Origin of the sequence: Poseidonibacter ostreae, from assembly GCF_009208075.1 — a bacterium.
GTDB classification, from domain to species: Bacteria; Campylobacterota; Campylobacteria; order Campylobacterales; family Arcobacteraceae; genus Poseidonibacter; species Poseidonibacter ostreae.
The window spans coordinates 1-13304 of record NZ_WFKJ01000032.1; the positions used below are offsets into that span (position 1 = coordinate 1).

The 13304-nt window shown below is 28.7% G+C and carries 16 protein-coding genes; 11 read left to right on the forward strand and 5 right to left on the reverse strand.

What is annotated here, in order from left to right; all coding sequences use genetic code 11:
• From GBG18_RS10360 to GBG18_RS10385, 6 genes are all read left to right on the forward strand, one after another.
• Nucleotides 1-526: TenA family protein (locus GBG18_RS10360; RefSeq protein ID WP_152190851.1), on the forward strand; the 526-nt coding region annotated here is incomplete at its 5' end.
• Between the two features lie 24 nt (nt 527-550).
• The gene (locus GBG18_RS10365; protein WP_152190853.1) at nt 551-1498 is read left to right on the forward strand and encodes an ABC transporter substrate-binding protein; all 948 of its coding nucleotides are present in this window, start codon (nt 551-553) and stop codon (nt 1496-1498) included.
• 103 nt (nt 1499-1601) lie between these two features.
• Nucleotides 1602-2423 (forward strand): HDOD domain-containing protein, encoded by an 822-nt coding sequence (locus GBG18_RS10370; RefSeq protein WP_152190855.1) that lies wholly within the window; start codon nt 1602-1604, stop codon nt 2421-2423.
• Between the two features lie 57 nt (nt 2424-2480).
• The gene (locus GBG18_RS10375; protein ID WP_152190856.1) at nt 2481-3605 is read left to right on the forward strand and encodes a bifunctional 2-C-methyl-D-erythritol 4-phosphate cytidylyltransferase/2-C-methyl-D-erythritol 2,4-cyclodiphosphate synthase; all 1125 of its coding nucleotides are present in this window, start codon (nt 2481-2483) and stop codon (nt 3603-3605) included.
• Nucleotides 3602-4492: a response regulator gene (locus tag GBG18_RS10380; RefSeq protein ID WP_152190858.1), complete on the forward strand. Its 891-nt coding sequence runs from the start codon at nt 3602-3604 to the stop codon at nt 4490-4492. Before GBG18_RS10375 ends, GBG18_RS10380 begins: the two co-directional genes overlap by 4 nt.
• Nucleotides 4493-4501: 9 nt before the next feature.
• Entirely contained in the window at nt 4502-4978 is a 477-nt protein-coding gene (locus tag GBG18_RS10385; RefSeq protein ID WP_152190860.1) for a phosphatidylglycerophosphatase A family protein, read from the forward strand.
• A 144-nt stretch (nt 4979-5122) separates the two neighbouring features.
• Here the strand turns inward: GBG18_RS10385 and carA are convergent, their stop codons facing one another.
• From carA to GBG18_RS10410, 5 genes are read right to left on the reverse strand one after another with little or no spacing between them, the layout of a single operon-like run.
• A complete protein-coding gene (carA, locus tag GBG18_RS10390; protein ID WP_152190862.1) occupies nt 5123-6244 on the reverse strand; it encodes a glutamine-hydrolyzing carbamoyl-phosphate synthase small subunit in 1122 nt (373 codons plus the stop codon).
• A 1-nt stretch (nt 6245) separates the two neighbouring features.
• Complete coding sequence (locus GBG18_RS10395; protein WP_152190864.1) at nt 6246-6797, reverse strand: DUF507 family protein; 552 nt, start codon at nt 6795-6797, stop codon at nt 6246-6248.
• 4 nt (nt 6798-6801) lie between these two features.
• Nucleotides 6802-8055: an adenylosuccinate synthase gene (locus tag GBG18_RS10400; protein WP_152190866.1), complete on the reverse strand. Its 1254-nt coding sequence runs from the start codon at nt 8053-8055 to the stop codon at nt 6802-6804.
• Between the two features lies 1 nt (nt 8056).
• Nucleotides 8057-8902, reverse strand: coding sequence for an ATP phosphoribosyltransferase regulatory subunit (locus GBG18_RS10405; RefSeq protein WP_152190868.1), 846 nt, complete (start codon nt 8900-8902; stop codon nt 8057-8059).
• Between the two features lie 5 nt (nt 8903-8907).
• Nucleotides 8908-10017, reverse strand: a complete 1110-nt coding sequence (locus GBG18_RS10410; protein ID WP_152190870.1) for a pyridoxal-phosphate-dependent aminotransferase family protein — start codon at nt 10015-10017, stop codon at nt 8908-8910.
• 116 nt (nt 10018-10133) lie between these two features.
• Here GBG18_RS10410 and GBG18_RS10415 point away from each other — a divergent pair, with 116 nt between their 5' ends.
• The 5 genes from GBG18_RS10415 to GBG18_RS10435 all read left to right on the forward strand — a co-directional run bounded on the left by GBG18_RS10415 (nt 10134) and on the right by GBG18_RS10435 (nt 13283).
• Complete coding sequence (locus GBG18_RS10415; RefSeq protein WP_152190871.1) at nt 10134-10757, forward strand: LysE family transporter; 624 nt, start codon at nt 10134-10136, stop codon at nt 10755-10757.
• A 134-nt stretch (nt 10758-10891) separates the two neighbouring features.
• Entirely contained in the window at nt 10892-11344 is a 453-nt protein-coding gene (locus GBG18_RS10420; RefSeq protein WP_071626679.1) for a MarR family winged helix-turn-helix transcriptional regulator, read from the forward strand.
• Nucleotides 11345-11397: 53 nt separating this feature from the next.
• On the forward strand, nt 11398-11967 hold the full coding sequence (locus GBG18_RS10425; protein WP_071626678.1) for a YceI family protein: 570 nt from the start codon (nt 11398-11400) through the stop codon (nt 11965-11967).
• 32 nt (nt 11968-11999) lie between these two features.
• Nucleotides 12000-12500: an NADPH-dependent FMN reductase gene (locus tag GBG18_RS10430; RefSeq protein WP_152190873.1), complete on the forward strand. Its 501-nt coding sequence runs from the start codon at nt 12000-12002 to the stop codon at nt 12498-12500.
• A 9-nt stretch (nt 12501-12509) separates the two neighbouring features.
• Nucleotides 12510-13283, forward strand: coding sequence for a DODA-type extradiol aromatic ring-opening family dioxygenase (locus GBG18_RS10435; protein ID WP_152190875.1), 774 nt, complete (start codon nt 12510-12512; stop codon nt 13281-13283).
• Nucleotides 13284-13304: the final 21 nt, after the last annotated feature.

Genomic DNA, 13304 nt, shown 5'->3' on the forward strand with positions numbered 1-13304 from the left:
AGACTATATTTACTTATTTCATTACTCAAGGGCATTTGCACTTGCTATGTACAAAAGTGAAAATTTTGAGCAAATGAATTTTTCACGAAATGCTTTAAACTCTATACTAGATGAAATTCAACTTCATATAAATTATTGTAAAGAGTTTGGAATAGATGAAAAATCTATATATGAAGAAAAAGAATCTCCTGCTTGTGTAGCTTACACTAGATATGTGCTTGATTGTGGGTTAAGTGGTGATTTAACACAACTTTATGCAGGATTAATACCTTGTTTTGTAGGTTACGCAAAAGTAGCTGATTATATCACAGAAAATAATTTAAGTGTAGCAAATAACCCATATCAATCCTGGATAGATATGTACTCTTCAAAAGAGTATCAAGAAGCTGCAAATGATGCAAGAGAGTTTTTTGAAGAGTTATGCAAAGACTTATGCGAAAAACAAATGGAAAAGATACAAGATATTTTTACAACAGCAACACGTATGGAAATATCTTTTTGGCAAATGGGCTTAGACCTATCATAACAACAAATAAAAAAGGCAAAAAACATGAAAAAAATAATATCAAAAATAACACTTAGTTTAATACTTTTAAGTTCAACTGCATTTGCAGATAAAGAAAAAGTTAGCTTACTTTTAGATTGGTTTGTAAATCCTGACCATGCAGCAATTATAATTGCACAGCAAAAAGGTTTCTTTGAAAAAAACAATCTTGAAGTAGAGATTATTGAACCAGCAGATCCATCAATGCCTCCAAAATTAGTGGCTGCAAAAAAAGCTGATTTAGCAGTTGATTATCAACCACAACTTCAAATGCAAGTAGCAGCAGGTTTACCACTAGTTAGAATTGCAACACTTGTCGATTCTCCACTTAATAGTTTAGTAGTACTAAAGAATGGCGATATAAAGAAAATAGAAGATTTAAAAGGTAAAAAAGTAGGATACTCTGTAAGTGGATTTGAAACTGCACTATTAGATTCTATGTTAAAATCAGTAAATTTATCAGCAAAAGATGTAGAACTTATAAATGTAAATTGGTCATTATCTCCATCTTTAATGAGTAAACAAGTTGATGCAGTAATTGGAGCTTTTAGAAACTTTGAATTAAATCAACTACAAATAGAGAAGCACGAAGGAGTTGCATTTTTTCCAGAAAATTATGGAGTTCCAAAATATGATGAACTTATAGTTGTAGCAAATAAAGATAACGCAACATCTGAAAAATATAAAAACTTTGTAAAAGCCTTACAAGAAGCTACAAAATATTTAAAAGAAAATCCAAAAAAATCTTGGGAAGCTTTTGTTAGCTATAAACCAAAAGAGTTAAATAATAAGTTAAATACTCTTGCATGGAGTGATACATTACCTTATTTAGCAAAAAATCCTGCAACTTTTGATAAAGAGGTATATAAACAAATGGCTACTTTTATGAAAGAAAACAAACTTGTAAAAACTTTACCAAATATAGATGAGTATGCTAAAGAGATATTAAAATAAGGCTTAGAGAAACAATAAAATAAATTATTTATTCAATTTAAAAGTAGTAAAAACACGATATAATAAATACATTTAAAAAAGTTGTTGATGAATTAGGAATATTATGAAGAAAAAGTTAGTACAAAAAATAGATTCCCTACCCCCTTTGCCAGGTAGTATTATAGAGTTAGATGATTTTAAAAAAATAAAAAACTCTACACCTGAAAAGCTTGTAAAAATTATAGAACAAGACCCTTTAATGGTTACTACTATTTTAAGAGTTGCGAACTCCTCTATGTTTGGTTTTAGAAGTAAGGTTGATACCTTAAGTAGAGCTATACATTTATTAGGAATGAATTTTACAATCTCTGTTGCAATGGGAACTTTAATTCAAGATACTCTGAAGTCTAATCTTTGTGCTTATGCAGTAACAACTGATGATTTTATGTTTTCAAGCGCATTAGCTAGTAAAATTGTTAATACATGGATATCAAGTATTGATTTTGATTTAAAAGATGAATTACTACTTCCTGCTTTTTTACAAGAGACAGGTAAGTTTGTAATTTCTGAGGTAATACAAGAAAATAAACAAACAGAAGAGTTTCTAGATTGTTTAAATAAAAATGATGATATGACACTTTGTGAAGAAGAGTTTGTGGGGTATAGCTGTGCTAGAATTACTGCAAATATTTTTAAAAACTGGTCCTTAGGTCATAACTTGGTATTTTCAATTGGATTTGTTGGTGATTTAAAGAACTGTCCTAAAGAATTTATTAAAAAAGTACAAATTCTTGAGATTATTAAAATCTTAACAAATATTAGAGAACCACTTAGCCATAAGGCTATTGAGAAAGCTGTTGAAAAGGTTATTGAATATAAATTAGACTTAGAACACTTTGTTAATGCAATAGATGCAATAAAAGAAGAGTTAGGCAAAAATTCTTAACTTATGCGTAAGTAACATTTAACTATAATATGTAACTTTTTTACACAAGGGACTAATTTGTTAGATGTCACGCTTATAGTATTATGTGCTGGTAACTCTAGTAGATTTGAGCATAAAGCAAAGAAACAATGGTTAAGAATAGATAATGAACCACTTTGGCTAAATGTTACAAAAAAACTAGCTACTTATGCAAACTTTCAAAAAATCATTGTTACTTCTCATAAAAATGAAATTTCATATATGAACAATTTTTCTGATGATTTTTGTTTTGTAGCAGGTGGCAATACTAGACAAGAATCTATCAAAAACTCACTTGATGAAGTAAATACAAAATATGTAATGATATCAGATGTAGCAAGAGCAGGAATACCACAAAGTGTTATTCTTGAATTATTAGAAAACAAAGATAAAGCAGACTGTATTGTACCTGTTTTAAATGTTTCTGATACTGTTATTTATAATGAAAATACTATAAATAGAGATAATGTAAAACTTATCCAAACTCCACAACTTTCAAATACTAAAGCTCTAAAAGAATCATTAAAAACAAATACAGAATATACAGATGATAGCTCTGCTATTAAAGCAAATAATGGAAGCATTAAATATATCAAAGGAAGTACTGAGAGTACAAAATTAACTTTTGGTAATGAATTAGAAGAAATACCTTCTTTAAAAGCACCATCTAATAATTTTTTTACTGGAACGGGTTTTGATATCCACCAATTTGAAGAGAATAAAGAGATGTACTTAGGAGGAATAAAACTTCCTGTTGAGTATGGTTTTAAAGCACATAGTGATGGTGATGTTTTAATTCATTCTGTTATTGATGCACTTTTAGGAGCTGCTGGAGCTGGTGATATTGGTGAATTTTTCCCAGATACAGATGCACAATACAAAGGTATTGATTCAAAAGTTTTATTAAAAGAGATTGTTGATTTTATTTATAATGTTGGATATGAAATTGTAAATATTGATTTAACAATAATCGCTCAAAAACCAAAAATCAATCCACATAAACAAGAGATAAAATCTTCAATTGCAAAACTACTAGGAATTGAAAAACAGTTTGTAAACATAAAAGCCACTACTGCTGAAAAGATGGGTTTTATTGGAAGAAGTGAAGGCGTTGCAGTACAAAGTATAGCTACTTTAAAATATTATAATTGGATTAAAAGATGAATATATTAATTATAGAAAATGAAATTTACTTAGCACAAAAAGTAGTTTCAAGATTACTAGATGATGGGCACAGTTGTGATTATATTGAATCACCAAATATAGATAATCTAACAAAAGATTATGATATTGTCTTATTATCAACTTCACTTCCTTCATCTTTATGTAAAAACATAATCAAAAGATATAGTGAAACAGCAATTATACTTTTATTAGTTTCATATATCTCAGATGAAACAGTTACAAATCCAATAAAAGATGGCGCTAAAGATTATATTATGAAACCATTTATTATGGATGAGTTAGTAAGAAAAATATATCATTATAAAGAGTGTAGGTCTATTAGAAGAGAACTTCAAACACTTAGAGAATATGTTGATTTTATAATGGAAGATATCGATACAAAAGAAGTTTTACTTCCACCTTCATTTCCAACGTTAATAGAATCAAACTCTCAAAAATGTGCCGATAAATTAGTATTTGAATTATCACGTAAACTAGATATGCCTATTTCTTTTATATCTTTAGGGACTTCAACATGGCAAAAACAATTAAATAATATTGATAAAAAAAGAATTATATATTTAACACAATTCCATTCACTAAAAAGAAGTGCAAAAGAAAATTTAAGTAAATTAATTGAAGATAAAAATTGTATCATCTCTTCACTAGAAACTGAAGAAGACTTCCCATATAGAAAAATAGAGTTTAATGACTCAAACTTATTAATGTCTAATACAAATATAATGACAATCAATGATTATGTAAAATTAATGGTTTTATCATATCAATCAAAATACCCAGATACAGAACTTTCTAAAAAATTAGGAATTTCAAGAAAGTCTCTTTGGGAAAAAAGAAAAAAACTTGGTATTGAAAAGAAAAAGTAAGGATTGATTTTGAATTTAAGAAAATTTTTTTTAACAGTTGGATATTCAGGATTAAGTCCTAAGGCACCTGGAACAGTAGGTTCTTTTGTATCTTTATTATTGATTTTACCATTTATACCATACTTACATGTATCAACTATTTTTATGCTAGCATTGCTAATTAGTGTTATTGCTGTAAAACAAATAGATATATATGAAGAAGAAGTAGGCGTTCATGATGGAAAAGAGATAGTTATTGATGAATTAGCAGGAATGTGGATTGCTATATCTATTTGTGGAATTACGGCAGAGAACATGATGATTATGGCACCACTTGCATTTATTTATTTTAGGTTATTTGATATTTGGAAACCCTCGGTAATTGGTAAAATTGATAGAGACGTAAAAGGTGGATGGGGAGTTATGGGAGATGATTTAGTTGCAGGAATTGCAGCTGGAGTTGCTACTGCTGGAACATATGAACTTATTCAAATGTTTTTAATATAAAATATAATCTAAATTTAATTAAAACAATAAAAAAAGGGAAAGAGTTCTTACTCTTTCCCTTTTTTTATATCTAAAACGCTAACTATAAACAAGATTGTTAAAGAAGTTATACTTTTAACGCAGTAATTGCAAAAATAAGATGACTTATTTTACAATCTTAGCGAATTCGTTGAAAATATATTTAGACTCATGCGGCCCTGGACTAGCTTCTGGGTGATGTTGCACTGAGAAAATCTCTTTGTTTTTATATTTTACACCTTCAATTGTATTATCAAATAAATTTTGATGTGTAATTTCTGCTATTTCTATAATATTATCTGGAACATTATAGTTATGGTTTTGTGCTGTGATTTCTACTACTTTATTAGTATTAGCAACAGGATGGTTACCACCATGTTGACCAAATTTTAATTTATAAGTATCAAAACCATGTGCAATTGATAACATTTGGTGTCCTAAACAAATTGCAAACATTGGAATATTAGCATCTATTAGTTTTTGAACTTCTTTCTTCTCTTCTGTAAGAGTTAATGGATCACCAGGACCATTTGAAAGGAAAATTCCACCAATTTCTTTTTTCTCAAATCTTGCAATTAAATCTTCTGCTTTAAAAGAAGATGGTATTACTTCTACTTCTAAACCTGATTCAACTAATTCATTTAAGATATTTCTTTTAACACCAAAATCAACAACAACAATCTTTTTATCACTCATTACAGCTTTATTATAAGCTTTATTTTCGTGATTCCATGCTCCAAATTTATGAACATATGCTTCTTTTGTAGATACTTCTTCAATATAGTTAATATCTTCAATTCTAGGACTTTTTTCTAATTGCTTAGCTAATTCATCCTTATCGTGAATTTCAGTAGAAGCTATCATCATCATAGCTCCTTCATCTCTTAACATCTTAGTTAAATATCTAGTATCAATATTACAAATACCTAAAACATTGTGCTCTTTTAGTAATGAATCTAAATTATCTTCACCTCTATAATTAGAATAATCATTATGATAATTTCTAACTAATACACCTTTACAATGACAAGATTTACTTTCCATATCATCTGCATTTACTCCAACATTACCAATTTCTGGCATTGTGAAAGTAACAAATTGACCTGCATATGATGGATCTGAAATAATCTCTTGATATCCAGTTAATGATGTATTAAAAACTATCTCACCAACAGATGTACCTGTTGCACCAAATGATTTTGCTTCTAAAAATGTTCCATTTTCTAAATATATCCAAACTTTTTGCATATTAAATCAATCCCCTTTTTATTAATTCTTCTTCATATAATCTATGATAAATAATATCATAGTCTTCTGTTCCAGGTATTAGCTTTCTTTTGTATGTTTTTATCTTTTCAAAAACACAAGAATCTGCTTCCTCAAAACCTTTCATAAATTGGTCAATTGAAGCAAAAATTACATTTTTAATTTGATTATCTGAACATGTATAATGAATATAATCTTCATCCCATAAATAATCTAAAATTTGATGTGCAATATCAGAAAATCTATCTTCATTATTTAAAATAACACCAAAATCATTTGCTAATCTTTTTTTAGTCATCCAAAACAGTTGTCTTCTATCTGCATTATGAAATTCGATTTCTTCTTCTTGTTCATCTAAAATCGTATCGACTTTTTCATCTAAATCATACTCTTTATCAATATCAGCATCTAGTATTTTTTCAACTTCAGCTTCAATACTATGCTTTTCTTTTCTAATTTCTACAAAATCACAAGTAACTAAATCTCTTGTGATTCTTCTAGAAATATATGGTGTATGATGTGTCTTCATTCTCATAATACTATCCTCTTATAATTGTGTCAGCTCTTTCTGGTGAAGTCGAAACGATTCCTACTTTTACAGATGTTACTTCTTCGATTTTTTCTATATATTTTTTAGCATTTTCTGGAAGTGCATCATAATCTCTTGCACCTACTAGTGTATCCCAACCGTCAAACTCTTCATAAATTGGTTTTACATTATCTAAATCAGATGGCATATAATCAATTCTTTCACCATTTAAGTCATAAGCAACACAAATTTTAATCTTTGGGAAACCATCTAATACATCTAATTTCATTAAAGATAATTGATCACAACCATTAAGTCTAGCTGCGTGTTTAACTGCAATTGCATCAAACCAACCACATCTTCTACCACGTCCAGTTGTAACCCCTACTTCTTTTCCAATATCAGCGATTTTTTGACCTTCATCTGTAAAATCTTCTGATGGGAAAGGACCATTTCCAACTCTTGTTGTATATGCTTTTACAATACCAGTTACAAGACCAATATCTTTAGGACTTATACCTAAGCCAGTACAAGCACCTGCACTTACAGTTGAAGAAGAAGTAACATAAGGGTATGTTCCATGGTCAATATCAAGTAAAGTACCTTGAGCACCTTCTAATAATATTTTTTTATCTGCATCAATTGCATCCCAAACCATTTTTGTTGTGTCTGCAATAAGTGGTGCTAAAGCATTTTTATAAGTATTTAATAACTCTAATAATTCACTCTCTTCTGGAGTTGCAATTTCAAGTACATCAAAAATTGCTCTATTTTGCTCAAAATACTCTAAGATAGAAGCTGTTAATTTAGAAGGATTTAATAACTCACCTACTCTAAACCCAGATCTAGAAATTTTCTCTGCATATGCAGGTCCGATTCCTTTTCCAGTAGTTCCAATAGCTTTATCACCTTTAAGTCTCTCTTTTGCTTGGTCAATTAAAGCATGGTATGGTAAGTTTAAATGCGCTTTATCAGAGATAAATAATCTTCCACTTAAGTTTCCAAACTGTTCCATTTCTTTAATAATTGATTCAGGAGATAATACAACTCCATTTCCAATAATATTAATAGCTTTTGGATTTAAAACTCCAGATGGAATTAAATGAAGTGCAAATCTTACACCATCAACCCAGATTGTATGACCTGCATTGTGTCCACCTTGACTTCTACAAACCATATCGTAATTTTGGGCAAGCATATCAACCATCTTACCTTTACCTTCGTCACCCCATTGTATTCCTACAATTAAATCTGCTTTACTCATATTAATCCTCTAAAATTTTTAATAAACTATCTGTATATAATGCAAAACCTAATGAACATGAACCCTCACTTGAGTACATACCACCTTTACATATTGTCAAATTATCACTTATAACTCTATAATAAATACCATCATAATATTTTAATGAGCCATAATAAAGTGGCGCAATTATGCTGTTTGTATAATTAACTTCTTTTGCTCTATTTAATAGCTTTTTTAACTCTTCTTTTATAGAAGTTGGTACTAAACTAATTACTTCTTCTAAATCTTCAATACTTTTAACTTTTATTAGTTTGTTTAACCAATTACATTTAAGTTTAAATAGTGATGCTATCTCACCATTTTTAAATAACTCAATATCTATATTTAATTCAACAGCCACAAGCTTTGGAATATTAATATTTGATATTTGTAAAATTGGTTCAACATTTAAAGCTTTTAATATATCTGTAGTTAAATTCATAATATCAGCTATATTATCATGTCCTATCCATTCACATCCTATTTGATACTCTTCAGTTGAAGGGTATGTAAATACAGGCTGTACATAGAACCATTTTTTATGTTTTGTTGTTCGTCCAAGTCTTTTAGAAATGATTCTAACTACGTCTAAAGTTGAATCAGCTCTTAAACTTACTTGTTCATTTTTTTCATCTGAAAATTTAATTAATTTCTTTTCATTTTCAATTGATTGATGTTGAGAATAAGAGAAGTTTGGAGTGATAATCTCTTCAAAATCTTTATTCTCTAAAATTTGGCATACTTTGTTTTCTAAAGCTCTCTTAGCTTTTGCTGCTTTACCAAAGTATAATCTACTTCCTTTTGGAATTTCATGTTCAAAAACCATCTATTCTAGTTTCCTTTAAACATATTTGTAGAAAATACTCTATTAGCAGTTCCATCAAATGTTCTTATTTCTAATTCGTCCATTGCTAACTCAACAGTATTTAAAACCCAAGCAGCTTCATTGTCATCAACTAATCCCATATGATTAATTCTAAAAATTAGCGATTTAATATGGTCTTGTCCACCTGCAATATTTACACCATATTTATTTTTTAATATTTTTCTAATAGCAGGTGCATTTTCTGTATAAATTGTAGTCATTGCATTTGCAGGAGTGGCAGGATAAATTTCACAACCAATTGCTTTTAAAGCTTTTCGTGAAGAACTAGCTCTTAAAGCAGTTTTCTCATATAAAGCATCAAAACCACCATTGTTTTTAATATTTGATAAAATTTCTCTAAGACCAATGATTAAAGTTGTTGCTGCTGTCCATGCAGTTGTATTTTTTCTTTGTTGCTTGATTTCAGTTGCTAAATTAAAGTAAAAACCTCTAGATTTTTTTTCTATTTTTGCAACTGCATTATTTGATAAACCGATTACTGCAAGTCCAGGAGGAAGCATTAAAGCTTTTTGACTTCCTGTAATTACTGCATCTAAATTTGTTGTATCAATTTTTTCTACACCAATTGCTGTAATACCATCTGCAACAATCGTAATATCTCTATTTAATTTTTTAACTTCTTGTGCAATTTGCTCTACTGGATGTCTTAATCCTCCAGCACTTTCACAAATTTGTATAAATATTGCATCAATATCTTTATCTTGGTCAAGAGCATAAAGCACCTCTTCAACACTTACAGCTTTATTCCATTCATTTTTAATTTCAGTATATTCAATATCAAAAGCTTTACATATCTTTCCAAATCTTTCACCAAATTTACCTGAATTAATTGTAAGGGCTTTTTTGTGTGTTAAGTTTGTGATACATGCTTCCATAGCACCTGAACCACTAGATGCAAGCATAACAACCTCATCCATTCCGTATAGTTCAAATAATAACTCTCTAGTCTCTGCAAAAATAGCTTCAAACTCTGGAGTTCTATGATGAATTGTAATATCAGCCATTGCCTTTCTTACAAATTCTGGTACAGGAGTAGGTCCTGGAGTTAATAACATATTGTTTCCTTATTTCATTCTTTATAGCAAAACGTATTATTTTATCCAAGTTTTTATTATGAAGAGGTTAAGTATTTTTTTGATATCTTTTAATATATAAACTACTAGGAAATATTATGGATTTAAATACTTGGCTTACTTTATTACTTGCAACTATTGTTATTTCAATCTCCCCAGGAGCTGGTGCTGTTGTATCTATGAATTATGGAATTAATTATGGTCTTAAAAAATCTTACGCAGCTATTTTTGGTCTTCAAGCTGGTCTTTTAATTCAAACTTTTATTGTAGTAATTGGCTTAGGTGCCCTAATTGCAAAATCTGTACTAATTTTTAATATTATCAAATGGATTGGTGTTGCATATTTAATATATATGGGACTTAGTAAAATATTTGAGAAAGTTGAAATGGTTGAAGAAGCCCATAGAATAAAAACTTATAGTGCAAAAAAAGCTTTTATAACTGCAACTTTAATAAATCTAACAAATCCAAAAGCAACAGTTTTTCTTGTTGCTTTTATTCCTCAGTTTTTAAATCCAAATGAATCTATTTGGTATCAATTATTAATCATTTCTCTAACACTTGTTATTATTGATGTTATTGTTATGACTGGTTATTCTTCTATGGCATCAAAGCTTAAATTTTTAATAAAAGATACAAAAGCTATGAAAATTCAAAATAGAATTACAGGTATGTTTCTTATTTTGGCAGCTGTTTTTATGTCAACTGCAAAAAGATCATAAATTTCTAAATTTAGCTAAGGGCCATTCTTTGGCCTTTTTTTTAGGTTTTTTAGTACTAACTAGTAGTATTTTAAATTAAAACTATTGACATTTATTACTAATTAGTAGTATAATTTCAACAAGGAGTTAGAGACATGAATACAAAATCACTTAAAACTTATGGAAAAAGAACAGATAAATCTATGAAAACAATCGTTAGATTAGAAAGAATTAGATTAAAATTTCATAACAACATGGTTAACTATTTAAACGACTTTGACTTAACATTTAATCAGTTTAAAGTACTTGAAGTGCTTTATCACAGAGGTGATTTAAATATTGGTTCAATTACAAAACTTACAATGAGTACTCCTGGAAATATAACAGTAGTAGTAAAAAATCTAAAAAGAGATGGATGGATTACAACTATTGCAGACCCAGAAGATAAAAGAGCTTCTATACTTACTCTTACAAGTAAGGGTGAAGAGGTAATTGAAAAAGTATTCCCAAATCATGCAAAAAATTTACATAACTCACTTGAAGTTTTAAGTGACGAAGAATTAGATACTTTATATGCCCTTCTAAATAAGGTTTATAAGGCCAATTAAAAAAATTTTAAACAAATAGTACTAACTAGTACTACATATAAAAAGGATAAGAAATGACAAAATTAGTAAAATTAGGATTAGCTTCAATTTTAAGTGCAGGTGCTTTATACGCAGGAACATACAATGTGGATGCAAGCCATTCAAATGTAGGATTTAAAGTAAAACATTTAATGATTTCAAATGTTGCAGGGAAGTTCAATACTTTTACTGGAAAAATCAACTACGATGAAAAGACAAATACGTTAAAAGCCTTAGAAGGAAAAGTTGAAGTTAATTCTATTGATACTGATAATGAAAAAAGAGACGGTCATTTAAAATCTGCTGATTTTTTTGATGCTTCAAAATATCCAACTTTAACATTCAAACTTGATAAAATTGATGATGATAAAGCTTATGGAGTACTTACAATAAAAGGTATTTCAAAAAATATTGAACTAGATTTTGAAAACAATGGAACAGTTACAGATCCATGGGGAAATAAAAGAGTTGGACTAGAATTAAATGGTAAAATTAATAGAAAAGATTATGGTCTTAACTGGAATAAAGCCTTAGAAGCTGGTGGCGTAGTTGTTGGTGAAAAAGTAAAATTAAACATCGCAGTAGAAGGAATCTTAGCTAAATAATTAGCTAAGTTCAGAAATAAAAGGAGTTCAAAATGTATTTAATATTTGTAGCAAGTTTAAATGAAAATATGAAGTTAGCAAACACTCTTCAAGGTCAATTAAAAGAGTTAGGAAAAGAGAGTCAAATAATTAATTTAGTTGATTTAGACCTTCCTATGTATGATAGTTTTAAAGAAGAACATGATGGCATTCCAAAGAAAATAGGAACTTTAATAGAAGATATGAAAAATGCTTCAGCATATGTATTTGTGTCTCCTGAATACAACTTCTCACTGCCTCCAGTACTTGTAAATACAGTAGCTTGGATTTCAAGAGTTGGAGATGATTTTAGAGAAGTATTTACATTAAAACCAATCCAGTTAGCAACACACTCAGGTGGTGGAGGAAGTGATGTAAGTAATGCAATGAGAAGTCAGTTTTCAAAATTAGGTTCTCTTGTAATGCCAAGAGAAATTATTACAACATACCAAACTCCACTAAGAGAAGATAGTTCTAAAAGAATTTTAGAACAATTTGTACAAGTGGCAAAATAAGGATAAAAGATGAACCCAAGTCTATTTATTTCACATGGAGCTCCTAATATGATTTTAGGAAATTCATTTACAAAAAAAAATATAAAAACATTTGCAAATACATTAGAAAACCCAAAATATATTATTGTAGTTTCAGCACATTGGACTACAAAAGATTTAAAAATTATAAATTATGAAACAAAAGGTTTAATGTATGATTTTTATGGCTTTGAAGATGAATTATATAATTACAAATATGAAATAAATAGCCAGAAGAACATCTCCTTAGAGATAATAAAAGAGTTAGAAAAACAAGATATTAACATAGAAGTTGATACAACTAGAAATACATATGATCATGGAGTTTGGAGTACATTAGCAATGATGTATGAAGAACTTCATATTCCTGTAATACAACTATCAATTCCTCTAAATTATTCAATTGAACAATTGATTAATTTAGGTGAAAAACTACAGGTTTTTAAAAAAGACGCATTAATTATAGGTAGTGGAGGATTAACACATAATTTATCAGATATGAGTGTTTTAGGAGAGGTGAAAAAGTATGCCAAGGATTTTAATGACTTTGTAGTAGAAGCTATGAAAAGTGGAAATAAACAAAAGTTACTTGAAATAAAAAACTTAAATACTTTTTATCAAAATCACCCTAGTCCTGAGCACTTTTTACCTCTATATATTATCTATGGAAGTGCTATAAATAAAAAAGCAAAATCATTCAACCATGAAATAACATATACAAATTTATCTATGGAATGTTTTGCTTTTGATATGAAAACCGTATAAATGAAGTGAATAGTTTCACTT